The 25,733-nt window shown below is 41.9% G+C and carries 20 protein-coding genes and 1 pseudogene; 5 read left to right on the plus strand and 16 right to left on the minus strand.

The features are described from left to right. Window positions 1-9: 9 nt before the first annotated feature. From MFF31_RS22450 to MFF31_RS22460, 3 genes are all read right to left on the minus strand, one after another. Window positions 10-1,401: a TraB/GumN family protein gene (locus tag MFF31_RS22450; RefSeq protein ID WP_238191203.1), complete on the minus strand. Its 1,392-nt coding sequence runs from the start codon at window positions 1,399-1,401 to the stop codon at window positions 10-12. 202 nt (window positions 1,402-1,603) lie between these two features. Continuing rightward, entirely contained in the window at window positions 1,604-1,906 is a 303-nt protein-coding gene (locus MFF31_RS22455) for a pyroglutamyl-peptidase I family protein (protein ID WP_238191205.1), read from the minus strand. 214 nt (window positions 1,907-2,120) lie between these two features. Next, complete coding sequence (locus tag MFF31_RS22460) at window positions 2,121-3,176, minus strand: LLM class oxidoreductase (protein WP_238191207.1); 1,056 nt, start codon at window positions 3,174-3,176, stop codon at window positions 2,121-2,123. Between the two features lie 156 nt (window positions 3,177-3,332). On the opposite strand from MFF31_RS22460, the gene pdxR reads away from it, so the two are divergent. After that, complete coding sequence (pdxR, locus tag MFF31_RS22465) at window positions 3,333-4,748, plus strand: MocR-like pyridoxine biosynthesis transcription factor PdxR (RefSeq protein WP_238191209.1); 1,416 nt, start codon at window positions 3,333-3,335, stop codon at window positions 4,746-4,748. A gap of 138 nt (window positions 4,749-4,886) precedes the next feature. Here pdxR and MFF31_RS22470 read toward each other — a convergent pair whose 3' ends face one another. Genes MFF31_RS22470 through MFF31_RS22480 form a run of 3 tightly spaced genes read right to left on the minus strand, consistent with a single transcriptional unit; the run spans window position 4,887 to window position 6,535 of the window. Next, a complete protein-coding gene (locus MFF31_RS22470; RefSeq protein WP_238191211.1) occupies window positions 4,887-5,687 on the minus strand; it encodes an alpha/beta fold hydrolase in 801 nt (266 codons plus the stop codon). A gap of 13 nt (window positions 5,688-5,700) precedes the next feature. Further along, window positions 5,701-6,195: an SRPBCC domain-containing protein gene (locus MFF31_RS22475; protein ID WP_238191213.1), complete on the minus strand. Its 495-nt coding sequence runs from the start codon at window positions 6,193-6,195 to the stop codon at window positions 5,701-5,703. Beyond that, window positions 6,188-6,535, minus strand: coding sequence for an ArsR/SmtB family transcription factor (locus tag MFF31_RS22480; protein WP_238191215.1), 348 nt, complete (start codon window positions 6,533-6,535; stop codon window positions 6,188-6,190). Before MFF31_RS22480 ends, MFF31_RS22475 begins: the two co-directional genes overlap by 8 nt. Before the next feature lie 203 nt (window positions 6,536-6,738). On the opposite strand from MFF31_RS22480, the gene MFF31_RS22485 reads away from it, so the two are divergent. Both MFF31_RS22485 and MFF31_RS22490 read left to right on the plus strand, forming a co-directional pair. Further along, window positions 6,739-7,380 (plus strand): formylglycine-generating enzyme family protein, encoded by a 642-nt coding sequence (locus MFF31_RS22485; protein ID WP_238192207.1) that lies wholly within the window; start codon window positions 6,739-6,741, stop codon window positions 7,378-7,380. Then, entirely contained in the window at window positions 7,346-7,606 is a 261-nt protein-coding gene (locus tag MFF31_RS22490) for a hypothetical protein (RefSeq protein ID WP_248565552.1), read from the plus strand. The genes MFF31_RS22485 and MFF31_RS22490 overlap by 35 nt, the downstream gene beginning before the upstream one ends. A gap of 119 nt (window positions 7,607-7,725) precedes the next feature. On the opposite strand, the gene MFF31_RS22495 is transcribed toward MFF31_RS22490, so the two are convergent. From MFF31_RS22495 to MFF31_RS22520, 6 genes are all read right to left on the minus strand, one after another. Continuing rightward, the gene (locus MFF31_RS22495) at window positions 7,726-8,460 is read right to left on the minus strand and encodes a VanZ family protein (protein WP_238191219.1); all 735 of its coding nucleotides are present in this window, start codon (window positions 8,458-8,460) and stop codon (window positions 7,726-7,728) included. Then, window positions 8,457-8,783 (minus strand): PadR family transcriptional regulator, encoded by a 327-nt coding sequence (locus MFF31_RS22500; protein WP_238191221.1) that lies wholly within the window; start codon window positions 8,781-8,783, stop codon window positions 8,457-8,459. Before MFF31_RS22500 ends, MFF31_RS22495 begins: the two co-directional genes overlap by 4 nt. A gap of 149 nt (window positions 8,784-8,932) precedes the next feature. Then, window positions 8,933-10,549 carry a glycosyl hydrolase family 18 protein gene (locus MFF31_RS22505; RefSeq protein ID WP_238191223.1) on the minus strand — a complete coding sequence of 539 codons (1,617 nt, stop codon included), beginning with the start codon at window positions 10,547-10,549 and terminating at the stop codon, window positions 8,933-8,935. A gap of 719 nt (window positions 10,550-11,268) precedes the next feature. Continuing rightward, window positions 11,269-12,849: a SagB family peptide dehydrogenase gene (locus tag MFF31_RS22510; protein WP_238191225.1), complete on the minus strand. Its 1,581-nt coding sequence runs from the start codon at window positions 12,847-12,849 to the stop codon at window positions 11,269-11,271. A 66-nt stretch (window positions 12,850-12,915) separates the two neighbouring features. Next, complete coding sequence (locus MFF31_RS22515; RefSeq protein ID WP_238191226.1) at window positions 12,916-14,859, minus strand: TOMM precursor leader peptide-binding protein; 1,944 nt, start codon at window positions 14,857-14,859, stop codon at window positions 12,916-12,918. Next, window positions 14,856-16,817 carry a putative thiazole-containing bacteriocin maturation protein gene (locus MFF31_RS22520; protein ID WP_238191228.1) on the minus strand — a complete coding sequence of 654 codons (1,962 nt, stop codon included), beginning with the start codon at window positions 16,815-16,817 and terminating at the stop codon, window positions 14,856-14,858. Before MFF31_RS22520 ends, MFF31_RS22515 begins: the two co-directional genes overlap by 4 nt. A 254-nt stretch (window positions 16,818-17,071) precedes the next feature. Here MFF31_RS22520 and MFF31_RS22525 point away from each other — a divergent pair, with 254 nt between their 5' ends. Both MFF31_RS22525 and MFF31_RS25490 read left to right on the plus strand, forming a co-directional pair. Continuing rightward, a complete protein-coding gene (locus tag MFF31_RS22525) occupies window positions 17,072-17,221 on the plus strand; it encodes a hypothetical protein (protein WP_248565553.1) in 150 nt (49 codons plus the stop codon). A gap of 514 nt (window positions 17,222-17,735) precedes the next feature. Beyond that, window positions 17,736-17,847, plus strand: a pseudogene (locus MFF31_RS25490) (alpha/beta hydrolase); the annotation flags it as partial. Window positions 17,848-18,270: 423 nt separating this feature from the next. Here the strand turns inward: MFF31_RS25490 and MFF31_RS22535 are convergent. From MFF31_RS22535 to MFF31_RS22550, 4 genes are all read right to left on the minus strand, one after another. Then, entirely contained in the window at window positions 18,271-19,422 is a 1,152-nt protein-coding gene (locus tag MFF31_RS22535) for an MFS transporter (RefSeq protein WP_238191230.1), read from the minus strand. A gap of 62 nt (window positions 19,423-19,484) precedes the next feature. Beyond that, window positions 19,485-20,081 (minus strand): TetR/AcrR family transcriptional regulator, encoded by a 597-nt coding sequence (locus MFF31_RS22540; protein ID WP_238191232.1) that lies wholly within the window; start codon window positions 20,079-20,081, stop codon window positions 19,485-19,487. Between the two features lie 140 nt (window positions 20,082-20,221). Further along, window positions 20,222-21,751 carry a spermidine synthase gene (locus MFF31_RS22545; RefSeq protein WP_238191234.1) on the minus strand — a complete coding sequence of 510 codons (1,530 nt, stop codon included), beginning with the start codon at window positions 21,749-21,751 and terminating at the stop codon, window positions 20,222-20,224. A 230-nt stretch (window positions 21,752-21,981) separates the two neighbouring features. Then, window positions 21,982-25,665: a non-ribosomal peptide synthetase family protein gene (locus tag MFF31_RS22550; RefSeq protein WP_238191236.1), complete on the minus strand. Its 3,684-nt coding sequence runs from the start codon at window positions 25,663-25,665 to the stop codon at window positions 21,982-21,984. Between the last annotated feature and the right edge of the window lie 68 nt (window positions 25,666-25,733).

Genomic DNA, 25,733 nt, shown 5'->3' on the forward strand with positions numbered 1-25,733 from the left:
ATGATACAATTATTGCATAGCCTCTACGGTATAACCTTTTTCTTTCAGAAGGTCGATAACTAGACCTTTTTGTACATAATGACCCGCTCCTACAACAACAAAGGAAGTATTCTCTCCTTCGCGCTCCAATAATTCAGCAAGTTTGATTGCCATCTTTTTGTCTCGATCACCGAATAGAAGCTTGTTTGTATCGCTTTCAGCGCTTCCTTCTGGTGTTGTTAACACTTTCAACAGACCAGCCTGATCACCTTTAACCCAAGCAAGCTGCATTTGTTTCAACTGCTCTCCAGCTTCATCTCTATCAGTATCGGACAAGAATGCATCCAGCAATGCGTTTAGTTCCTTCTCCTGCTTTTCTGCAGGTACACTAGCGAACAAATCAGCTTGGAACTTAATTCCCTCAAGCTCATGAACTGGCTTAGCCGATAGGAGAGCACTCGTTAGGAAGTAACGATCGACACCATGAAATTGCGCCATTTGACTTTCTTCAAAGGTACCGTAAGTATATAGCGATGATAACGTGCTAGAAATAGCAAACGGCTTGTAGACGTCAAATGTTTCTGCTGGTATTTCTAGCTTAGTAAGTACTTTTTGCAACTTAGCGTAAGTATCTGCCGATACAGAATCCTTCAATGAAGTTCCTTCTTTATACAACATCGTCTGAGCGTAATAATCCATGTCTCCAGCTACAATATCTGCTTCAACCCATAGCTCGTCCGATGTATTGTAGGCATCACGTACACTTTTATGCATTGGATACATATCAGTAATACCAGCATGAATGGAGCCAAACAAATACAACGTATTTTTTTCATTCGTTACTTTCCACATCAAACCTTCAGCACCGCTGTCAGCTTTGTCATAAGCAAATTCGATCAATCTAGTTGCAATTACAGCTGCTTGTTCTACTGTAGAAGGATTTGATAAACCAAGGCCTGAACCATTACCCTGAACTATTCCTTGTTTCTGCATGTAGTCAAGCGATGTATCTGTAGTAACCGCAAACGTCTCTGGCAATTCATAGTTCGTTAACAGCTTGTAGAAAGATGTAATGACACTTTCTCTAGTAATAGCTTCCTTACCTGAGTGAACGACAGATAAAGTTGAATCTTTTTTCTTGAAGCCAAGCTGATCTAGTTTTGTTGCAGTTGCGCTCATCAAGGAATTGAATTTATCTGCTGTGATAGCCTTTTGGAAAGTGCCGTCCATATACCATTGTGGAGGAAAAATCCCATATTTCTCACCTTCGTTTAAGGTGCTGACCGACCATGGACTAATTTGTGGAACCGTTACTGGTCCTTCTGCTTTAACTGGTATTACATGGCCTAGTAGGAGTGACAAACTCAGCGTACCTACAGCTGCCCAACGGCTAAACTTACCCCATTGCTTTGTTTCTTTCATGTTCTTTCCCCTCTCAATGCTAGTTTATCTAATATATTGGAAATACAATAGTAAATTATACCATAACACTTTTCCTATTCCCATCTAGTTTCTCTATTAAAATAGGTAGGTTTTCGTAATAATTAAATTTCTTTTTATATAAATATTTGGTTAATTGAGTTATTCATACATGTTTGAGAGTAACCAAGACTACTTCATATAATTAGCTGATTACTCCGCCTGTTATTACGATATCCGTATCACTTATTAAAGTCGTCTCAATCGTAGTTATGAGTCCCTTGACGATCATCTCTACAGCTCCTACACACAAAATAAGATGAGGTTCTATCTCTTCTATAGCGCTATACAATCGATCCAATGACTTTTGAAAAACAGTTGGCAGTTTACATACTTGTACTTGATAATGAGCCGACTTCAAATGACTTAGAGCGTACACAGATTCCCAGGCTGGGTTGATCAGCTCTCCTCCGAATGGATCGAATCCAGTTACTAATACCTTTTTCATGTTATTCCCTCCATCCCTCTACTACTTAGTAAAATATGGGTCTCCATTAATATAGCAATTATATGATTGATGGACCATTTATTAGTTGTTTCATGCTACCGAACTAATGACCATAAAAAAACCACGTTTAAGAAACGTGGTTGGATAATCACTATGTGCTCATTTGTATTCTTTCAATCTAGACAACTAATTCAAGCTTTTGTACTCTTCATGATTACCATTTGTTAAACAACGGGCTCGGACCATCATGTGTAGGAAAAAGTGGCAACACTTCCTCTGCTAACTCCTGAATGATTTCCGCAGGAGGCCGACTAGCAAACTGCATTCCAAGTGCAGCATGATTGACCCCCGCTGCCTGCCATTCTTCCAAAAGCTGAATCAAACCCTTTCGTCCAGTTCGCAATATGTAACCACCACGAAGCGGCGTACGAGGATAATTGACATCCTCCACTAGATCTATCCATTCGTTGGTCATATGAGGCTTGAACATCCCTGCTGGTATCCTTTCACGCCAATCACTTATCTTTTTTGCAAGCCTGCGTGGACCCGTTGCATCTGCTGTTGCATCAGGATAAGTAAGCCAACCATCGCTATGCTCGGCAATCCAGTCTAAAGATTGTCGGCTCGAACCAGTCACAATGAGCGGTATGCTGCCGGTTGTAGGCTTAGGGAGTAACTGAAGACCTCCCATTTGTCCTAAGGAAGATTTAATCGTGGGGCTTCGATGATGAATAAGCTCGCGGAAAAATTCGACCGTCTCACGGAATCGGATATCACGCCTATCAGCGTCCATTCCATAGGCAGGAAACTCCCCTGCTCGATCGCCAGAAGCAATACCAAGTACTAGTCTCCCACCTGATAGTACATCAATTGATGCTGCTGCCTTGGCCAAATCTATCGGATGACGAAGAGTAAAGATCGCACTGCCTGTGACCAATGATACGTTCTTCGTCCTTGCAGCAAGATAGGATAAATAAACAAAAGGATCGAACACTTGTCCAGCATCTCCAAAAGCAGGATCAAATAATGGAACATCACGTACCCAAACGGCAGAAAATTTTTGTTGGTCGATCTTTTCTACTAGATCAGCTTGTCCCGTTAATACATCCATGTGACCTGAATAAAATTTAAGTGGCAAAAATATACCGATTGTTAGTTTATGAGGAGCAAACATGCGACGGTAGCCAGCGTGTTCACTGAAAGCATCCCCCAGCGTTGCCGACTGCTGCTTTGTCTCCATTTGATCAACAGAGCTAATTATTTTGTCCAATACACACGCCTCCCATAATAAATGTAATCCAGTCATTGTGTTGATACTTTCAAATACGACTGGAAGTGTTACAATTGTAAGGGTTAACTGACACCATAAGTAGTGACAATTCTAAATTAATGTATAGGGTCAATTTTGAGAGCGAGGAATATATGAATGATAGACATGACGGTGCTTTTTAATGAAAATGATGGGGAATCGCTCTACTCTCAGCTATATCAACATATCAAAAAAGAAATTTTAAATGGAAAGTTAGCAGCCAAAACAAGACTGCCTTCCATCCGATCACTATCCTCTCATCTTCATATTAGCCGCAATACTGTCGATTTAGCCTATCAACAGTTGCTAGCGGAAGGTTATGTTCAAAGTAGACCGAGAAGTGGATTATATGTAAATGATCTAGAACTGGAAACATTGCCTTTGTTACATTTAAACAACATGACCTCGTTGAACATTGATGTTCCTAACAGTACTTCCATTCACTATGATTTTCGATATGGGGATATAGATGCAGATCATTTCCCTTTTGCTACTTGGCGTAAGTTATCTAATCAAAGTTTGCATCAGAACCAACTTGAGCTGTGTTCTTACGGTGATCCTTTAGGTGAACCTGGACTTCGGTTAGAAATTGCTAACTACCTGCACAGTTCTAGGGGAGTAAATTGTTCACCTGATCAAATCATGGTTGGCGCTGGCATTCAATATTTGCTCGGAGTGTTGTCTGGATTATTAGGGGCTAATAACAATGACAGTATAGCGATGGAAGACCCTGGATATGATGGTGCTCGAACAATATTTCAACATAACGGTCTAAAGATCCACCCTATTCCACTGGACGATGACGGGCTAAATTTACATAAGCTGTATGATAGCACTTCGCGCATTGTGTACATTACCCCATCCCACCAGTTCCCTTATGGGATGGTCATGCCGCTTGCCAAAAGAATGCAATTGCTGAAATGGGCCAAGGATGAAAATGGCATCATTATTGAAGACGATTACGATAGTGAGTTCAGATATGTCGGTAAACCGATACCTTCACTTCAAGGTTTGGATACATCGCGACGTACTGTATACCTTGGAACCTTCTCAAAGTGTCTTCTTCCTTCATTGCGCATCGCCTATATGGTACTACCGCCGGCCTTGCTAGACATTCACAGTAAAATAGGCTACCAATTATATGACCAAACTGTTTCGCGTTTTCATCAGAAGACACTTGAGATGTTTATGAGAAATGGACATTGGGAAGCTCACATTCGCAAGATGCGCAATGTTTACCGACAGAAGCAAACTACGTTGGTTTCCAACATACAGACAATGTTTGGCTCAAAAGCGACCATAATCGGTCAGGATGCTGGCCTTCACATATTATTACGTGTGCATAATGGCATGGATGAAAATACATTGATTCAAACTGCAGAATCGGAAGGGACTAGAGTCTACCCTGTATCGCAATTTTGGGCACAGCGGACTGCGGCAGAAAGTTCGATGGTTCAGATCGGTTTTGGTGGTTTGAATAACGAGGATATAGTAAAAGGTGTTCTTTGCCTACAACGAGCTTGGTTTAGTTAATTCGAGTTGTATGTAGAGTTGACGATGGGTGGATATCATCAAAGCGTATTACCTAAGAAGTTGCGAATCGTTAGTGTGATATCCGTTCCCATCCTTATTTTTGTACAATGCTTATACGGGTAATTTCATTATGAAGCCCTATTTGTTGAGAAACTCTGTAATTGCCTCTGCAAGCTCAGCAGGTGCCATCATAATAGCAGCGTGATCTTGACCACTCAATGTACTATGTTCAACGTTTGACAACAGTTCACTCAAAGCTTTGGCAGCATCATGGAAAAAGGGACTACTATTCTCGCCCGTCATAACCATTGCCTTAGCTTCCACATTCCATTTATTAGCTGGCAGAGAATTTCCCTGTTGAGTAGTTCCCATAACTAGTCCATCATATGCCAATGTATGAGCTAGACCTTCCATGGCTTGCCAAGATGGATCCATTTTCATATATTCAACAAATTCAGCTGGCACTCCGGCTGCTGCTATCATAAAATATTCAACTGCCTCGCTGCGTTTGCCAGCTTCGATCAGGTTATTGAGATGTTGAACATAATCTGCAGGTACTGGAGGGCGACTATCGTTGATAATAAAAGGTGGTTCATACATAAAAAGCTTCGTTACTTTATTGCCTAACTTACTGGCTGCTTCTAGGGCCAATACTGCACCAGAAGAGCTCCCGAACAAGCTTACTTCGCCGCCTGCTTCATTAATTATCGCTTCAATATCCTCAACTTCACGCCCAACATCATACGGTAAAGTGTTAGAACTATTGCCACGGCCTCGACGATCATAATTATAAACTGTGAAGTTTTTAGCTAGATGTTCAGCAAGCTGTGAAGCGCCCATATGATCTGCTAAAGCGGATGCAACAAGCACAACTGCAGGACCATTCCCTTGTTTTTCATAGGCAATTTCAGTTCCATCTTTTGAAATAATCGTATACACTATTTGTTCCCCCTTATATTTGATTCAAATATTGTTCAAATCGTTCGATAGCATCAGTATAACCTTCAATCATACCTATTGCTTCGGCAGTCTCAAGTTGTTCAACATTAGCGAATTGGGTAGTAATAGAAAGTCTAGTACCTTCATTTAGTTCCTCGAATGCAACAGTCGTCAGCATCTCACTACCTTCAACGACGTTCCAATTTTCATCAGCAAACGAGTCCACATAAACGAGTTTTGATGGTTTTAATACTTCGCGATAAGTGGCTTCGCAGAAGGCTATTTCACCTTCTCCATCGTCTGGTGATAAACGATAACGCCACACCCCTCCGGGGCAGACATTCATTTCGTAAATGGTAGCTGTCCAGTTTCTCGGTCCCCACCAACGAGCAACATGCTTCGGATTAGTCCAGCCTTGCCATGCGAGATCACGAGGCAAAGCTACAATCCGCTCTACGATGAGTTGTCTCTCCTCGTGATTTCTGACGATTTGGGTTTTCCTATTCATTATTATCAAGCTTCTCCCCTCTTTGAATGTCGAGCATATAGTCCTCGAACCTGTCGAGTCGCTCTTCCCACAGTCCGCTGAATGAATCAAACCAAGCATCCAGCTCTTGAAACGGCTGAGCTTCCAGACTATATATTCGCTGCTGCGCTTTGTGACGAACAGATACCAATCCGGCCTCACTCAATATCCGCAAATGCCGAGATACTTGTGGCTGACCGAGATCTAGTAACTGCACAATTTCGCCAACCGAGCGCGATCCTCTCTTTAAAAGCTCAACAATGTTAAATCGATTTGGTTCGGCAATAGTAAGTAGTGCTAATTGCATCGCTGATGTATTCATGAATTAAATATACACTTAAGTGTATATTCACGTCAACGTATATAAAAATCAATAATTGTAGAAATAGGAATTGGGGTAAATAGGTGGATAACTCAATTATTGTGGTATTCAGATCTTTCTTAGCCTATTATAGATTAGTTGATCCTTTTGCTAAGGAGGTATGTGGTGTGGCAGATGCTATAAGTCCCGATATTAATTATCCAATGGTCAAAAATCCAGCTGGAGAAGTACAACTAAGAGACGATCGTACAAAAAGGTTCTGGACGACCGAATTAAAACCATTTTCTCTCGCCCAATATCCTTTAACTATGGATGTGTACTGTGCGATTACGGGAAAAACGTCCTCTAGAGATAGAAATCGAATGCCGGTCGTAAATATTTCATGGAACGAAGCCATTTATATATGCAATCTCCTTTCTCAGAGGGAGGGGTTGGATGAGTGTTATACGATAGATGCTGACAGTGACGAGGTCGTTTGTAACTGGACATCAAACGGTTATCGACTTCCTTCAGAAGCAGAGTGGCAATACGCATGCAAAGCAGGGACAGTTGGTTACAGATATGGAGAAATAGATAGTATCGCTTGGTATAGAGGGAATTCAAAAGGTGACGTCCACGACGCCGGGACGAAGAAGCCAAATGCGTGGGGTCTGTATGATATGCTCGGAAATGTGTGGGAATGGTGCTGGGACTTATATGATGAGAATGTATATGGCACCTATAGAATCTTTCGGGGTGGCAGCTGGGCTGAAGAAGAACGAGGGTGTGGAGCTACATGTCGTCGCCGCAGCCACCCTTCATTTTGCATCGATGACCTTGGGTTCCGTCTTGCTCGGTCACTTTAATGAGGATGAACAAATTAGTATTGATGGAAGGTCTCCCTTCTACGGGAAAGTCGACGAATGCGGGCATCTTGTTATCTCAGCTAGTGAGAAATGGGAGCATTTCGTAAATAATCAGCTTCACTTTAATCCCGTGTTGTTTCGATATGAAGGTAATACAATCATTATAGATGGTGAACAACTATGTGATAAATGGACAACTAAAGGAACGATCTTTGTACAAATGTAAAAAACACATGATCGCTTATATACTAAATGGTTGTCATGTGCCTGTTCATTAAAAAGAGTAGCCCTCATAATTAAGGAACTGCTCTTTACCCCTGCCACCCCTTGAATTAGTTAAATAAATCACGATACAATTTTCCCTAATCGAGCTACTTTTAATTTTCGCACGTAAGAATAAACTAGCCATCCAATAAATGAACCACTTACAACATATATGATATCATTTACATTTAATGACCCTGTTTTGGTTATAAATTGTACCACTTCAATAATCAAACCTACTATAGTTGAATAGATAACTAATTTGTTCAGGGTTGAAGCTTTAAATAATATCGGAAGAAAACATCCTAATGGAATAAATAATAAGATCACACCTAATGCTGTTGTAAAGAAAGTAATGTCAAAAGCATTTCTATTTGAAACCCAAAATATAGAATTGTAGATCTCTCGATCGATATTTTTAAAGGGGATCAAGTTAGAAGCATAATCTCCCCAATCAAATCTTAATGTGATCCCTCTTCCGTAACCTTCTGTATACACTAATCGATCATACTTACCAATGAACAGAACCATAACCAAAAACCATATGTAAACACACAAAGATAACCATAATGATACTCGATAAATTTTTTTGAAGGGGTTTAATTCAGACTCTATCTTTTGTTGAAATAGCTTAAAGTCTCCAAAGTCAAACACTGCACACTTTTCTGCAATATCGTCTGTAAGCCCTTTCTCTACATAATCCTTCTTCAATAACAACAGATGGTCTTGGAACTCTTCAATTAACTCTTGTTTTGTATTCAAATCGCAATCAATTTTTGATGAAAGCTGTTGCAGGTATTGATCGATATGACTCATATTGTCCCCTCCGTAACATTAACAATCATGAGATTAAGATCCTTCCAGTGACTAATCTTCCGGGTCAATTCAATCTTACCGCTTTCCATAATTCGATAATATTTTCTTCTGCCACCATCGATTGTTTCTCCCCAATAAGATTCGACGAAACCCTTATTTTCTAAACGTTTTAAGGCAGGGTATAACGTCCCTTCGCTCATATCATAAAGGTTATTACTTCTTAATTTTAAGTTTTTTACAATTTCATATCCATACGAATCATGTCTGTTTAGTTCAGATAACAACATAATATCAATACTGCCTTTCATCATTTCCTTATCCATGTCAACACCTCCAATTCAGAATATATAAATTGTAATACAATGTACATCGCATTACAAGTTATAAAATCAAAAAAAGAGGGATTCTTCGCCCCTCTTTACTATTCCTTTTATCTAAGTTAACACGTTGCCCACCCGTAACCTCGATATAATTACGAAGTAAGGCGGGTCTGCTCCCCAATCATCTCCCAATCCGAAGATGTATAGCTCCCCATAAACCATAAAGAAACGCCTTTAAGTTCATAAAACTTGGCGAGCCATATCTTCTTGGCAATACTTTGTGTATCCTCATAAAATAGTTCATGGCTACCGCGTTCATCAGTGAATGTAGCTTTCTTTAAATAATATGGGATTGCCCAAGTGCTTTTCACATCAGGCATCGCCAGACGTTTTTCTACTTCTGCGATAGCTGGATTAAGTGCAGAAGCCGTTACGCCATCTTTTGTAATCCATTGATTAGCCTGTTTCGAAATGCCCAGCACCAGTTTCTCTTTTGGTATAAATTGAAGTGCCGTTACAACAGCATCGTTCACTAATGGTAATGGCGCTGAAGGCAGCTTGTCTTTGTCATATGTGTAGTCATGAGCCATTAGAATAACCGTATCAGCAAGTTTGCCAATTGCCTTCAAATCATAACCTTTGTAATAATCAATTGGTGGAACAGCGACAGACAATGTATGAGTGCTTAACTGACCTTTCAAATCTTGAAGAAACTGGACATAATCAGCAGCACTACCCGCTTCCTTTAAGCCTTCGAAATCAATACTTACTCCTGTAAATGAATAAGTGGGATCATTTAAAACTACTAGTAAGGACTCAATAAAAGCCTTCTGAGCTACCTTATCCTTAAGGAAATCTTTCAAATTACTATTGTTATAGAAGACCATAAGTTCCTTAGTAACTTCAGCAGAATCAGCTGCTGAGAGAGCCTCCTCATAACCTTTAGGAATACGATTAACCGTCTTGCCAGTGTTCAATGTTGCACTTCCAGCACTACTATACTCCAAATGTGACCATCCAAATATAACATTGGATAATAGATTCATCTGATTAATCGCTGAGAAGGATTGAATGGCATAATAACCGGTGAAATCTATCTTTTGCCCCGAAACTCGCTTATCAATTAATCGATAGATTACGGCTGCCGCTTGTTTACGAATCAGCGGTTCATCAGGTTTAAAGCCAGATGAATCCCCTTCCATAATTCCTCGATTAGCTGCGTAATATATGTAAGGTTGCATAGCGGTATCTATTGCTGAATGATCCTTAAATGAGCGAACATCCCGCTCCTTCTTCCATTTTGTAGACAACCATTGCTTACGTATATCTTCCTTTTCCAAATCTAGCAACGATTTGCCTACCAGCATTGCAACCTCTTGTCTTGTAATTGTCTGCGTAGGGTGCAATAAACCGTTTTTATCTAGCAAACTATCAAGCCACTTTCGTTCAGAAGCTACTGAAATAAACGCCGCAGACCAACGATCCTTTGCTACATCCTGTGGAACACTGCCTACTAGCGAATCCGATTCCAACTGACCTGCCATTACAAGCAGCTTTATAAAAGCTTCCCTGGAAAGGTCGTTATTTGGTCGATAGGTTCGATCCTCGTAGCCATTTATAATACCTAATGTAGATAATGAATAAATAGGGTCTCGTGAATAATCATGCTCCTCATCCTTAAAGGGGAGCAGCTGAACATTATAAGCGAAAGCACTATTCGTAAATACCATAACAAATAAGACAACTAATAAACTTACCCTCTTTAACATATTAATCCCCTTTCATTCCCTTATCCATGTTGATCAATGGAGTTTAGGTGCAGCCCATGTACTAGACGCAAAATGAAGAGGCAATGTTACACAATTATCCAATTGAAAATATGTAACCTCTATCATATATTTAGGGAACTAATTTTACGGACATTAAATGATTAATATTTGACAGGTTATATAACGATACATAGGAGCCGTAATCGTGGTTGGAGGCGTTAGATCTATTGTTCTTAATAAAGTTGAATTATGATGAAAAATGTTGCCCTTTGATGGCATCTAGTATTTTAGGTGAAATGGCTTATGAAGCTTCTGCCTGTGTCGAGAAGCCAACTACTGTTCTATTCATACCCGTTCACATCTTTCAAAAGTGGATGAATACCTAAACAAGCTTCAGACAACTTATTATTAAATCGTTTGCACAGCGGATACTCATTATGTCTAATCTAATTGACAACATGTTCTTCAAGTCAATAAGAAGCTGAATCAATGGAGCTTGAAACTGCCCGTGAAGTAATTAGTCGAACAGTTAAAGCTATGGAAAAAGAAGGTCTGCTACAATTGTCACGTGGGCATATCACTCATATTGAATGAACAAAGCTAATGGACATAATCGATTAAGCCATCTATTCCAGCAGCTGAGTATAGCTTATTCGTATAAGACTGAATTGGAATTAGAGTGCTGCCGAGTAGGCAAGCACTCTTTCTTTCATTTCCTATTAGCTATGCACCCCCCCTGCCAATCGTGGGCAATCACGATAAGGTCCAACCGGAATCTGTATCAGACTAGTTATTCCTTGTGAAGTCATCTCGTAAATCTCATCACACACTCTAGCATCAAATCCGAGGAGCGGATGCCCCCCGATCCCGATAGCGGATGCCGCCAATAGTAATCGCTGCACGAGCATCCCCGCTTCCATCTGTTGAATGCGATATCCCCTAAATCCCAATGCCGTTGTGAGATGATCCCGATCCCCTGCTACATGAAAGCATAGCGGAACTTGATAGAGATTCACATTGTCGGAAGGCATCCCCTCTTGCAACCTGAGCCGATGATCTCCTTGACGTACCCGACGCAACATATGGGCAGTATTGTCATAATGGTACGCGCCATCAGGTATACCATCAACGTTATGCAAACAGACGTACAGAGAAACGCGAGAAACATGTTTTTCTTGTGCGCCATCCAAATCATTCCGATACCGAAAAGAAGCCGTTGCCTCCTGCAACAGGACGGCCAGCTGCTCTTGGCCTATCTTGCCCATAACAAAATCACCATCCGGTGAAAAACGCTTTCGGCTTACTGTCGCTAGATCATACGACAATCTCTTTACACAGGGCAGAACTACGGCTTGAACCTCTCGGTGAACGATTCTCCCCTCCTCCATTTGCAGGGAAGGCCGAAACGATTCCAATAGAGATGATTCGTTCATCTTGATGAGCATCGGAAACGCCTTGACCGTACGAGACCTGATGTAATGATCATGGTGAACAGTTGCCAACTCCCGGCACAATTCGGCGGCAGAACTTCCCTCCTCAACCTCATTTCTATTGACTAACCAAGGGTTTGCAAGCTCCACTGACAGCGGAATCACCGCATATACACTCTCCTCTTGTTCCGATAATCCGAGGAGATGATTCATGGCCCGATCAAGGAACTGGAAATGCACGCCCGACGTAAAGCCGAACCGCTTTGCCACTTCCAAAAGCTGACCAATCAACACACCTGCATCCAGTCCTTGCAGACGGTAAGAAAAGTTATTGTATTTAAAAAAGTTTTTCCAAAACATTGTCGATACGAACACAGCGCCAAAACAAGCCGACACGTCACAGCGATTGCCTAGAGACTGCACTAAATAGGAATCGAAGTTGCCTTCGCGCAGCAACACCAAACGGTGGTGTGCCACATCATAATGATAGACTCCCTCAGGTAAATCTTCTAGCTTCAGATACACGTATATTTCGCTCGGGTACAATGCTCCCCCCGACGGAACAAACCGCCGGTACAACTGCAACAGGCCATCATTTTGCATCATTAAATTGGAGACAGGAACGGACTGGGACAATCCAGTGAGCCCGTATATGTACCAGAGAAAATGACCCATTCGATGAAGGTCTGGCTTTTCTGATGCTTCGCCATCTACGAGCGTTAACGGCACTGCCGGAGATAACGGAACGACTGGCAAACCGCGGTAGAGCTTATACGCAAGCGGCCCATCCTCCCAATCCACTACCGCCTCCGGTGGTTTGGTCTTCTCAATGTCATAATGCAAGTTGTGCAGAAATGCTTCAAGACTCATGCTTCTCCCTCCTGACAGGAACAAGGGTGAACTAATACACTTCACGTTTCATTTCCCCTGTAAAACCTATGGAAACGGATGCGGGTATGGATTGAGAAGTTCTGGGCTTAGCGGCTGCTTAACGTACCCAAGTTCCACTGGCACCCTAAATACCCGCTCCAATCCTGCTACGCGGGTAAAGTGATGTCCAAATGTCATCGGCAACATCCCTGGGATCAGCACTTTCACGCAATGAAGTCCATTTCTAGCGATTTCCGGCGCTGTCAGATCCACCACAACCACATCGAGATTCAATTGTCGGAACGTCTTTAGAATATCCTTCAGATCATCCGTTAAATCAGTTCGCCTTGCCGCCTGTTTAAATTCCTCTTCAAACTTTCGCAATACGCGATTGTCATCCAGTAAAAATTGCAGGCGCTCCTGTGCTTGCGGTAAACCGTACAGCAAAGAATGATCCTCCATCTGCTGCACTTGGGAGGAATCGCGGAGCATCCGAACATAATCCTCCCGGTTTGACTCGAATTTCTTATCAAGATTCAGAACCATTCCGGCCAATTCGTGTACCGCACCTTTCATCGCCCGCAGAGGATCAGGATGAGCTCCGGCCGCACAGATGAGATTGACTCCTGTTTGTTTCCTGTTTTTCGCTACCGCCCAAACACTCGGAATCCCATGCTCCATAGTCGAGTTAAAGAAATGTACATCAAACCCCGCCACCGCTCGCATTCGATCGAGCATCAATCGCAATTCTTGGTCGTTAGCAGAGTAAGGATCAAGGCGTGGGAGAGGCAGCTGCGCATACCAAGTCATCAGAAATGAATCCCGCTCTACCACCTCCAAAATCCCGTAAAAAATAGCTTCTTCCAAACTTCCACCTAACGCGCATCCATTAGAAGACTCGAACACGAATCCATGTCCGTGGCCCATGCTGTAGTAGGCGGTCTGTTCAGGAACCAAAAGTGGACGCTCTTGCAAAAATGAATAACCCCATACCCATGGGATAGGTTGCTCGGGATCAAACGTTCTGAACGGAAATCCCGGCAGAGCGTAATGTTCCTTCGTGTGCATCCCTAGCTTGACAGGGTCGAGTGCTTGATCTTTCAATTTGCGAAAACTGTCATAAACTACCGTCTGTTTGCCTCGAGGTGCTAGGCCGCAGTACCTCTCCAATCCCTCCATAATGGCGGTCAACTCACTGGTCGCATAGGAATGAGTTCGACCTGCCGTTCCCACGTCCTCAGATAATAACGGTAGATTCACACTGGCATCGGCAAATGGCGAATCTAGGTCAACCATTCTTCCATTCAAAAAGCCTGTCCGGTAATCCAGATAGTCTTTGGTCAGTACTTTATTCAGATCATCTATCGTACGGCAGCGATAACTATCTGAACTAGTCTTCGGACTTGGTTGCAGCGAAATATTAGCTGCTGTCGATGAATCTTCCGGCAATTGACTGCAAACCGAACATAACGGGTCAGGAAGATAGAAGTGACGTGTACTCTCCAGTGATTTCAGATTGATCAAACATACATTACCATCCGAATGAACCTGTTTTCCTTGTAACATTCTCTGTGCCTCAGCCACCAGAAGGTGAGCTACCTGTAAAAGTCCAGTACGCGACGCCCAAGCATCACTCTGAATTCTTTCGCGATCCAACAGTCTTTGCTGCAGCGCTCGCATCTCCCTACGCTCGCGTCCCGCCATGAGGAGCCGCATATCTGCACACTGTGAGCAACCCCGTATACCCGGAGTAACTAAAGGTCCAATTACTCCCTCGCCAAATGAAACGAAGCCGCGCAACCAAGGGATGCCGACTGATTGCAGCAGCTCTTCTGCCTTTTGATGAACGTCAGGATACCAAGCATCGTGCAGTACCAGCACCAAACTAACCTCTTTCAGAGCCCCTGCCTCGAAATCGGTTTGATGTACAATCTCGAATTGATCTGAAAGTTGCCCGTATACGTGGTCCGCGAGCACCCCCTCTCCCACAATCATAACGATAGCGCTCACCGGAACCCCTCCTCTCGCAACATCACACCAAATACCCCTTCAATCTCCTCTTTCAGAAACGGTTCTACAGCAAGATCGAAGACCAAAAGCTTCTTACCGTTCTGCTCTAAAACCTGTAAGGCGGATTTTAGAAGATCCCCTCTTGCTGTCTCTTCACTTAATGGAATATCAAGGCTTTGCGGTAATTGTCTGGACAAACGAACGGATGAAACCTCTACTACTTGCGGTGTGAGACTTTCCTTTCGGTTTTGTGCCTCTAATAAAGCCTGTTGCAAAGCATCCCGCAGCGCTAGGGTCACATTCAAACCTACACCACCATACCAGCGATCATTCGTACCGACCCACATCACAGGGAATCCAGATACTTTCTCTCCCATTCCAATAATGGGTGCTTCACTCATCGTCGTCAGACTTTGCAAATAAAACTGGCAGTGTCTATCTTCTATTGCAGACAACTGTACTCGAAAGACAGCAGGAAATGGATATGCCTTTTGCTTTCCCAGCATCTCGGCCAAACACCTCTGCAACCCTCGGCCGATGCCTTCCTCAACCGTTTCTCCCGCTCCGACACCGATAAATTCCTCAGGTTCTATTCTATTGCCTTTTGTTACCCGATCGGATGAAAGTGGCGAAACGAGTAAGCTAGCCATTCGCGATACATATGCTTCTATCCCTACTAGCCCTGCTTCCCGCCTAGCTTCTTTATGTGTCAAAGCATTACAAATAATTTCTGGCAGCAACTTTGCCGGCCCATCAGTTAACGGATCGACTGCCTGAACGCGACACTGAGAAAGAGGTAGCTGATTCAAGTTCCCTTCTTCCCAACTATGGAAAATGCCCGATACTGTTGATGTCAATCGACTGAAATACGGAAGCAATCCGTCCTCACTTTGTTTTGAGCCCCGTTCAAGCTGAGTAGCGAACTCGTGACCCAGAGCAGTTGCAGTACGTCCAGTCACAAGCGGATGGGGCATGAACGAATGCCATTTCCCTTCCAATGTCTCCAGATTAAGCAGGAATAATTGATCGCTCCGCTCCGAATCGTTCACTCCTGTAATCTTTTTAAATAATTCAAACACGACGATATTCGCTAACATCGCTCCCGCAGTCGAAGAAAAGGTATGCTGCTCGGAATCTTTACTAATCGCAGATTCGTGTATGCGACGCCTAGCTGACTCCCAGCATCCCTCGAAGTCCGAGTGTACGAACTGACCCACCAAACCAACCTGCCGCAGACAGACAGCGGGAAGAAACATCTTCTTCTGTTCCTGACAAGTCGCATGAAGCAGCTCCAGTTCCTCACTATCTCCGTCCTGCGACACATACAATATTGAATCAAATGGCTTCACAGCTTCCCACCAACGACTAGCCCCCTCCTGCTGCAGCGTAAATTCCTCTACCGCTATCTCAGGATCTGTTTGACGAGCATGTGTTGCAAGTTCCAGCATCCGCTTGCGATCCGTCGTTTCAGAGTCCGTGACTAGTACACAAAACGTAGGTAATCCAGAATCAAGTAGTGCAGAAAAGGCCGAGATCAGGAATGGGCCTGAGCCAACTACTAATACTTTGGCATTACGATAGGACTGAAACCGGTACGCACCAGAATTGCCGAAATGGTTCAGAAACTCAATTTGTGAAGCATACTTTTGGGCTATTTGTTCCGACAGTTGATGTGGAGTGTCTTGGCTCACATCTTGTACAAATCCATTACGATGCAGCATTTCTGCAATTTTATATACCTGGTTCCGATGTTCGTCCGATAATCCGTCTGTCACAACTTCCAGACTATGCTCCCCGTTGAATATCGGTATCAGTTTTTCAATCCATTTATCGATCATTACTCCTTCCATGCGGAATGAGCTTACATTATTACGAAAATACACACTGCCGTTTGTGTTAGGGAGAAAAAATGTATCTCTTTTCACCTTCAGTCGCATCGAAGCGTTTACACTTGTCATTCGATTCCTCCTCCCGATCTACCTACTCTTCACAAGTAATCCTATGTACCGCTATTTGTCCCTCATGTCTTATTCTTTAAGGAAAATAAGCATGAAAAAGCCCCTGCGCCTGCAGGAGCTTTCCTCTTCCTATTAAGTAGCCTCTATTTACGTTTATAACTTACAACGGACATGATTGCTGTCTTATAGCGACTGCTAACTCACCGTCCTCCATGTCCTCCACCACCATGCCCACCTCCACCATGTCCTCCACCATGACCTCCTCCGTGGCAGTTATGGCAGTTATGACAATTGTGGCAATTATGACAGTTTTGACAGTTTTGACAGTTGTGATGGCAACGATGGCAGTTTTGACAGTTGAAACAGTTGAAGCAATTGATGCAATTGAAACAAACGAAGCATAATCGACCATCGTACTGACTTTGAGCGTTAAAAGGTGTAACCTCGCTTGCGTGAAATTCAGAAACATTCAAATTGTTTAAATCTTTTTTAAAATCGTTCATTGTCCAACCTCCGTTTAATAGATAGTTGTGACGACTGCACACGCTGCCGCCGACAAGATGAACAGGTCTAAGGCGATCAAGAAACCCCTCTGTGAATTTCGCCCATTCACACGAATACCTCATGACAACATATGGAATCAGCTCCGCTCTTGTTACTGTTCCAAATGACTATATTTTATTGCTCTTCCTAAAATCATTCATCGTATCAGCTTAAATAAAGAATCGATATGGTGTGAGAGAGAAATGAATCAAGTTCGGATGGCACTCATCTCCTATTGCTTGCTGATCCTCATAAAGCAAGCAACTCGACTCGTATAAACGGCAATTAATTAGAGAAGCTAGCGAACAGTATTATTTTGAGAAAAGTTCGGCTTATGTGATGAAGTTACAGAGTATCGATTGTGGTTTTGTTACGATAGTCTCAAGAAATGCAACAGTTGGTCACAGCTTCGGCGGAACTGTTATCGCAAAAGTCGCTGAGGATGTTGCTGATCGCATTAAACGTTTGGTCTTCTTCGATGCTTTTATCCCGAGGGATGGACAAAGCTTAGTCGATCAAATGTCTGAGCCCGATCTACATGCGCCAGCAGGATCATTGTTCCAGAGACTTGATCTCAAGAAGTTTTACAGCTTAGACCGGAAGAGATTAAGGTGTAATTTTCTTATCTCAAGACAATAATCAGGGGTGTCCCAAAGCCGCGCTACTGGCTTAGGACACCCCTGATCCTGGAATATTGAAATAGCTAGTGTTGGTTTAAAACAAAGTTTGATTACAATTTTTTATAAACACTACATCTTTTTTTGTAATCTATGCTAACAAGAAAGATGCTTTCTTTATAAGAATAATATAGCTACCGGAATGTCGACTAGATACCTAGCAAAAACTATCATTATCAATGCATAATCAAAAAGTAAATTTAGCGAAGAGGGAATAAAGATGTAAAGAATCTTTAAACCTCTTTATCCGTCTTTTTCTTATATAAATATGGTAATATTGAAATTACCCCAAGGACAGCTAAACATGATCCAATCCACAACGGAGTTACAAAACCATATCCTTTACTGATTCCAAGACCACCTAGTGACGAACCAATAACAATACCCAGTGTAATAAAAGAACTATGAACGGTATTGATCATTGTTCCATTACTAGCTGTTTTCATTACTCTCGCAACCATAGCCGGATTCAATGCAACACCAGTTAAACCAATAAAAATCGTAGAAATAACCGCAATGTGTTTATTCTCTGCACCTAAAGCAAATAAAGACAATGCCACTATTAATATGATCAATCCGCTCACCAATATTTTCATTGTATATTTATCAGCAAACTTGCCAATTACTATATTCCCAACTACCGTCGCACTACCATAGAGAGCAAGTAAATATGGAATACTTGCACTTGAAAAGCCTGTGACATTAGTGAAAATAGGAGTGAAATAACTAAATGCTGCAAACGTACCACCAATAATAAACAAACTTGTTGTGTACGCTGCCCAGAGATGTCTGTTCTTAAAATGCATAAGTTCGTCTTTCCAGTTAAGTTGCTCTTTATTTGATAATGATGGTAGCAACCATTGGATCATAATCCCTGATACTAGCACAAGAACAGAAACAGCCCCAAAACTAATACGCCAGCCAAAATATTGCGAAATAACGGTTGTTATAGGTAAACCTAATACAGTTGCGAACATTAAACCTGCAAGTACAATTGATGCAGCTTTTCCCCTTGAATCAGAGTGAACCAATGTTGCAGAAAAGGAAATCGCGACTCCAAAAGCTGAAGCTGAAGCAATACCAGTTATGATACGTGAAATCATCATAATATCATAGTTCCAAGCAATAGCTCCGAGAGATTGACCAATTAAAAATACAAACATTAAAAACAATAATGCTTGTTTGCTGCGCATTCGTAAGAGAATTGCAGTTAAAATGGGGCCTCCTACCACCATTGCTCCTGCATAGGCTGTAATTAAATACCCAATAGATGATACAGAAACCTGGAATGCAAGAGCAAGTTCGTTCATCATACCTGCAACCATAAATTCTGATGTAGTCATACAAAAGATTGCTAATGCTAATAAATAAATAATCGATGGCATAAAAACACCCCTAATCCATTATTGTAACGGTTGGTACAAAAATAGCGTTAAAAAAGAGCGCACTAAGCGCCAAAAATAGACTCCATTGTTCCTTTGATAACCTGTTCAGCTAACTTCTGATTTTGCATCGATACATTAAGGACACGGAATCCGTAATAACTGCTTAAAAGCAGACTAGCCAATTCTTCAGCTGATTGATTCTTTGAAATTTCACCTGTTTGTAATCCTTCCTCTATTACTGTTTCAATAGCTTGTTTAAGAAGCTCAACATGCTTTGAGAAAATTTCTTGTACCATTAAATCGTTTTTAGCACGTTCTACACTGGCATTAATCAATAAACATCCTTTTTGATCAATATTCTCAAAGTCTTCTTTCAATGCCCATTCAAAAAAATTACTTAATCGTTCTTTAACTGGAATTGGAGTATCTAACAATTTCTTTTGTTCCCTAATCCCCATTTCATGGTAGCGTTCTAATACTTGTTTATACAGTTCATGTTTACTTCCGAAAGTATTGTATAAACTTCCTTTTCCAAGTCCTGTATCACTGCATAAATCTTGTGTAGAACACCCCTCATATCCTCTTATCCAAAATGTTTTCATTGCAACATCTACAATTGAGGAATAATTAAACTCTCTCGGTCTGCCACGATTATTCAATCTTATTCTCCTCTCATTTTAAAGATAACATTAGTAGAATACACCTTTTGTACCAACTGGTCAATAAAAGTGTTTTATTGTCACTTTAAAATAAAATTTGATTATTTAAGATTACGAATAATTTAAAATAGCCCCTTATTTTATTTATTCACTTCCCCAAAAATCATTGAATCTGTCATCATTTCTGTAGGAGCCTTGTTATCCGTTAGTATCGTTCCTTTTGCCATTTGCATATTTGATACAACATTTAAAGTCTCAGGCCATTTCTTACGCACTACTTCCAAAGCATCGTTAGCGTTGATTCCATTTAATTGATCCAACGTCAACGGATTCATTGCACCTAGCAGCATATAATTGTATTGCCCTTGTGCTCTAACTAAATATGTGTAAGGGAACACTTGATGAACGGTTTTGGCAAATGAAGCCAATAAACGTGACTCCGAAGTGGTGGCATTAACATTCATTGCTATTACGCCATTTGGTGTTAAACGTTTACGTACAGATTGAAAAAACTCCGTTGTGGAAAGATGAAATGGAACATAAATTTGCTGAGAATAACAGTCGACTATAATAACATCGTAACGTTCATTCGTATGATTAATGAATACGCGGGCATCCTGCGTAATGATAGTGGCATCTTCAGGTTCTAAACCAAAAAAACGAGGTCCAAGCTTCGCCACCTCAGGATCTAATTCCACGCCGGTAATTTGTAAATCAGGGAAATGGGGTTTGACGTATGTTGCTAATAAATGCGCTACTGATCCGCCTGCAGAGCCAAGAACGAGTATTTGCTTGGGTGAGCCCGTTAAGAACGGAACTAATGTGTAGTCACTGTAGTAATCATCATACGTTAATGGATGACTCACCCGATGTATAGACTGAATGCCGCCACCTTCATTATAAACAAGACTTGTATCACCCTTTTTATTTTGAATGACACGGATGTACTGGTATAAGGAGTCTTTAGCCCATAGAAGCTTTCCTTCCCTGTTCGATGTGTCACTGTTATTTGTTATGAGGTAGATTATTAATGGGAGAAATACTAGCGCATAAATCCATTTGATTCGATGATTTCGAAGACCCCACACACTTATAATAATAAGAAAGCTGGACCATATAAATATTGTTTCTTTTGATCCCAAAAAAGGAATCGTAACAAATGCCGTCCCGAATGTCCCAACCAAGCTCCCCAGTGTAGAACATGCATACAGATTTCCTGCAATCTTTCCAACATGTTCTGTTTCACGAGCAATTAATCGTATAGCAAACGGGCTAACCATTGCCAGTAGAAATATGGGGGGAGCAAACACGATAAGTACAGCAAAAAAAGAACAGATAATAATCCATATCGGCGTGTTCATAATTCCTGCTGAAAGTAATGGGAATAGAAATCCTCCCCATAGAGGCAATAATGATGTAAGAACCCCAGCTGCAAGCGAAAGAATCATTAGCAAACTCCCACTTGGTCGTTTGTCTGCCCATTTGCCTCCAATCCAATAACCCAATGATAGCGATAGCAAAATAAGACCAATAATATTGGCCCATACTACCATAGAGGTACCGTAATATGGAGCTAGAAAGCGAGATGCTGCAATTTCTAGCGCCATAACGGATGCTCCAGTTATAAATACATACACATAAAGAAAGGTAACCGAATGTTTAATTTGCAATCGACTGCCCCCTTTTTCCCGAAATAAGCCCACAATGAGCCAGTTGTATTCATACCCTTTTATTCACAAATTAAATTACTTTCATACATCAATAAGTCCACTCCCAGATAGTAGTAAGTTCTTATTTAACAGTCCTATACAACAAATAAAGCTGCCCCATCAGCCTTTAGTGACTGTGGAACAGCTTATATGCAACTTTTACTTATTTATTTCAATTAACCTTATGTTTCTTACTTACTCTGCAGCACCATCGGCTTCGGGAAGTATCCTATATTGACTGCATAGTTAATCATGTTGTTCATAAACTGCCCATTAGGCTCCGCACAACGAATATTGGACTGCTGCAAAAGCTCACTTGTAGACTCACATCCGTAGCGGAACGGAGAATCCTTTGCACCGTCACCTTCCAACTGAGCTATTGCCAACTTCACACCTTCCGGATCTTTGGAATATTGATCGTTAAACAACCACTTCGTATATTCCTCTGGAGCAAGAGTCTCGATCTCATAACCATATGCTTGGATCATTTCGATCCATTCGGAGTAGGCTACTGATACTGGATTGCAAATATGGAAGATGCGTCCTGACGTGTCCGAACGAAGCGCAAGGTGTACGATCGATTGACCTGCATAATTGATTGGCGTAAAGTCGACCTCCCAATTCGCTTCTGGCGCTTTCCCTAACAGCAGCATCGATTTGATCATTCGATAGAAGGAGTTGCTGTCGATATTTTTTTGGAAAAGACCTGTTTCAGGATGGCATGACAAGTTACCCGCTCTATATATATTGATAGCAAGACCTTGCTCTGATGCACGGACAAGAACCTTCTCAGCCTCCAATTTGCTGTTCGTATACATGTTGTCTAAACGAAGATCTGAAGTAAGCTTCTGCCCCTCAACTACAGTATCCCACTGTCCGCTAAAAGCAAGATCTTCTGGTATGCCAAGCGTCGAAATATGATGGAATCTTATCTGCTTCTTACTTTGCTGAGCAATCTCGATCAACGAGAGCGTCCCCGCGATGTTCGTTCTGGCAAACTGCTCTTCATCTCCGAAATGTCTAACGTCCGCTGCACTATGAATAATCGCATCCAACTCATTGATAAGCATATGTCGTTCTTGATCACTTAGCCCAAGACCTGGTTGCTCCAAGTCTCCTTCAAGTGCAATAACACGCCCATCCATCCCATCTACGAAGCTTGCGCCGAAGAAAAATTCCATGCTGCTTCGTATACGCGCAATACCTGGCTCCAATCCTGAACGAACGAGACAATAGACGACAGCCTCGCTCTGAACTAGCAACTCACGCAGCAAATAGCTGCCTAAATAGCCGGTCGATCCCGTCAATAGCACCGCACTTGGTGTTGCAAAGCTCTGCTCTTTCGTACCTGCAACTTGAAGATTAGGATGCTCATGCAGAGAAATAACCGGACCTGTGTAACGTGGTAAACCGGTCTTATGATGCTCTTCTAATGCCAGTTCCTCAATACGGATCGCGATTGCTTCAACTGTGCGATATTGGAAGAAATCATTAATTTTCAAACTCGGGTAATACGGCTTCAATATAACGAGAACTTGAATGATTGCAAGTGAGTCTCCGCCAATCGTGAAGAAATCATCACATCTCGACACTTGATCAAGCTTGAGCGCTTCTTGCCACGAGCGGGCTACATTCCATTCAACATCTGTTACCGGCTCTTCATAGCTCTCTTCCGTAGACTGCCCTGCACGATGCTCATAATTGATTAATCCCTTCCTATCAATTTTGCCCGTAGGTGATGTAGGCATAACATCCAACTGCACGATCCACTTCGGAACGAAATAGGATGGAAGCTTGTCCCCCAGCATTCGTTTGATCACCGCTCCTGATATGCCCTCTCCTTCCTTAGAAGTAAAATAGCCTACAAGCATATTTTGACCGTCGACATCCTTTTTGCAAATGACGGCTACGTTCTGTACGTTAGCAATTTTGGCAAAGCTATCTTCGATTTCTCCAATTTCAATCCGATGTCCACGTATTTTAATCTGTGAATCCCGTCGTCCGACATAATCAATTGTTCCATCAGGAAGCAGCTTGCATATATCTCCGGACTTATATATTTGTCCTTCTCCGAATGGATTAGGAATGAATGCCTCTGCCGTTTTTTCTGGCTGCTTCAGATAACCCTTAGCAAGTCCAACTGTTTCAATATATAACTCACCATGCACGTTAACTGGGCACAATTGATTTTCTTCATTAACAATATACACTTTATAATTATGAATAGGCTTGCCGATCGGAACATTCGTCATATTGTCCGAGATATAGCCCGTTATTTTATACGTTGTTGTGCACACTGTACATTCGGTTGGACCATACACATTGACAATATCAATGCCGTCCTGGAATTTACGCTGGAATGCCCTTACCTGCTCGCCGTACAACAATTCACCTGCAACTGTAATAAGCTTGACCTTTGCTAATTTGAGGTAACCCTCGCTAGATAGATAAGTAGATAGCTGATTAAAGAAAACGGTAGGCAAAATCGTAATAATTGTTGTTCCCGTTCTTTCGATAGCGGATGCAAATTCCTCCACCGATACTCTCTCATCGTTCGAAAGTAAATAAAGATGCGCTCCATAGAATAAAGCTCCAATTGTGTCCCAAACGGAAGCATCAAAGCTATAAGTAGCAAACTGCGTTAGAACATCACCAGGTTTGATCTGGCAGTCCGTCCTAACGGTTTCTCCAAGATTAACAACCCCTTCATGTGCAATCAGCGCACCCTTTGGCCTGCCCGTTGATCCGGAAGTATAAATCACATAGGCCAAATCTTCCGACCTTACGCTAACCCCTACATTTTCATCACCCTGATAGGTGTCTGTTACTCCGGAATCAATTGCTATAATTTCCTTTACTGAATGTACTTGATCGCAAAGCTGCTCTGCCGCACTTATATATTGTGACTTAGTCAATATAAATGCCGATTCCGTATCAGAAATAATATAACGGTTACGATCTTCAGGATGATCCGGGTCAACAGGAACGTACACACCACCAGCCTTCAATATACCAAGCAAACTAACGATCAGGTCAAGGCTGCGTTCCATAAAGATAGTAACAAATTCGCCTTTTTCAAGACCCTTACTAGTGAGCATTTTTGCCGTTTGGTTAGCCTTCTCATTAAGTTCGCGGTATGTAAGCTGACCATAAATAGAAGATAAAGCGATTTGCTCTGGGAACTTGGCTGCCGCCTCCTCGAACATCCCATGAATCGTCTGATCTTTAGCATAGTCCCATTCGGTATTGTTTAATTGCTCGTAAATTTTAATATCTTCATCCGTCAAAATATTTACTGCAGCAATGAGGTTACTCGGATCAACAAGAGCTGAATCAAGCAACTTCATATAGTAGGACATAAAACGATGCACAGAACTTTCCTCAAGAACTGACGTGTCGTAATCCACCTTTATCCGCCACTTACCGTTTTCCTCTAGCATCTGCCAATTAAGCAGCTCCCTCTCGGGCTTAATTGTATGCCCGATTGAAAAGCGAGTGTCGAAATCAAGATCGGCATTAACTCCGACTGCCAAGCAGACCATCATATTGTTCACAATACTTTGAAACGTTCGATTGTCTTCCTCAAAATGAAGGGACACAGGTATTTCACTATGTTCATTCAAGGCCAACCCTACCATAATGTCGTGCTCTCCTGATAAGCGATAAAGCAATGAAAAATAGACAGCTCCAAGCAGAGCTGCCTCTTTCTCTCTATTAAATAGAGCTTTATGCATGAGCTCATTTACCCGTTCGCTTAACGACAGCTCAGCTGATGTGAAAGAAAAAGTACGATTGTGACGCATACGATCAAGTGGTATGAACAACAGGGAATTCTCTTGCGCAAATTGATTAGTTCCAAGCATGTTTTCAGTCATAATAGTAATTTCTCCTTACAGAAAATTATCCCCGCATCAGCTCTGATGCGAGGAATCATATTTATGTT

The sequence above is a fragment of the Paenibacillus sp. L3-i20 genome, from assembly GCF_022180385.2.
In the GTDB taxonomy this organism is placed as follows: domain Bacteria; phylum Bacillota; class Bacilli; order Paenibacillales; family Paenibacillaceae; genus Pristimantibacillus.

What these genes read in the sequence shown, in the direction of transcription:
- MFF31_RS22450 (WP_238191203.1), bottom strand. Translation starts at nt 1,401, where the DNA reads ATGAAAGAAACAAAGCAATGGGGTAAGTTTAGCCGTTGGGCAGCTGTA.
- MFF31_RS22455 (WP_238191205.1), bottom strand. Translation starts at nt 1,906, where the DNA reads ATGAAAAAGGTATTAGTAACTGGATTCGATCCATTCGGAGGAGAGCTG.
- pdxR (WP_238191209.1), top strand. Translation starts at nt 3,333, where the DNA reads ATGATAGACATGACGGTGCTTTTTAATGAAAATGATGGGGAATCGCTC.
- MFF31_RS22475 (WP_238191213.1), bottom strand. Translation starts at nt 6,195, where the DNA reads ATGAATAGGAAAACCCAAATCGTCAGAAATCACGAGGAGAGACAACTC.
- MFF31_RS22480 (WP_238191215.1), bottom strand. Translation starts at nt 6,535, where the DNA reads ATGAATACATCAGCGATGCAATTAGCACTACTTACTATTGCCGAACCA.
- MFF31_RS22485 (WP_238192207.1), top strand. Translation starts at nt 6,739, where the DNA reads ATGGTCAAAAATCCAGCTGGAGAAGTACAACTAAGAGACGATCGTACA.
- MFF31_RS22490 (WP_248565552.1), top strand. Translation starts at nt 7,346, where the DNA reads ATGACCTTGGGTTCCGTCTTGCTCGGTCACTTTAATGAGGATGAACAA.
- MFF31_RS22495 (WP_238191219.1), bottom strand. Translation starts at nt 8,460, where the DNA reads ATGAGTCATATCGATCAATACCTGCAACAGCTTTCATCAAAAATTGAT.
- MFF31_RS22500 (WP_238191221.1), bottom strand. Translation starts at nt 8,783, where the DNA reads ATGGATAAGGAAATGATGAAAGGCAGTATTGATATTATGTTGTTATCT.
- MFF31_RS22505 (WP_238191223.1), bottom strand. Translation starts at nt 10,549, where the DNA reads ATGTTAAAGAGGGTAAGTTTATTAGTTGTCTTATTTGTTATGGTATTT.
- MFF31_RS22510 (WP_238191225.1), bottom strand. Translation starts at nt 12,849, where the DNA reads ATGAGTCTTGAAGCATTTCTGCACAACTTGCATTATGACATTGAGAAG.
- MFF31_RS22520 (WP_238191228.1), bottom strand. Translation starts at nt 16,817, where the DNA reads ATGACAAGTGTAAACGCTTCGATGCGACTGAAGGTGAAAAGAGATACA.
- MFF31_RS22525 (WP_248565553.1), top strand. Translation starts at nt 17,072, where the DNA reads ATGACCTCCTCCGTGGCAGTTATGGCAGTTATGACAATTGTGGCAATT.
- MFF31_RS22535 (WP_238191230.1), bottom strand. Translation starts at nt 19,422, where the DNA reads ATGCCATCGATTATTTATTTATTAGCATTAGCAATCTTTTGTATGACT.
- MFF31_RS22550 (WP_238191236.1), bottom strand. Translation starts at nt 25,665, where the DNA reads ATGACTGAAAACATGCTTGGAACTAATCAATTTGCGCAAGAGAATTCC.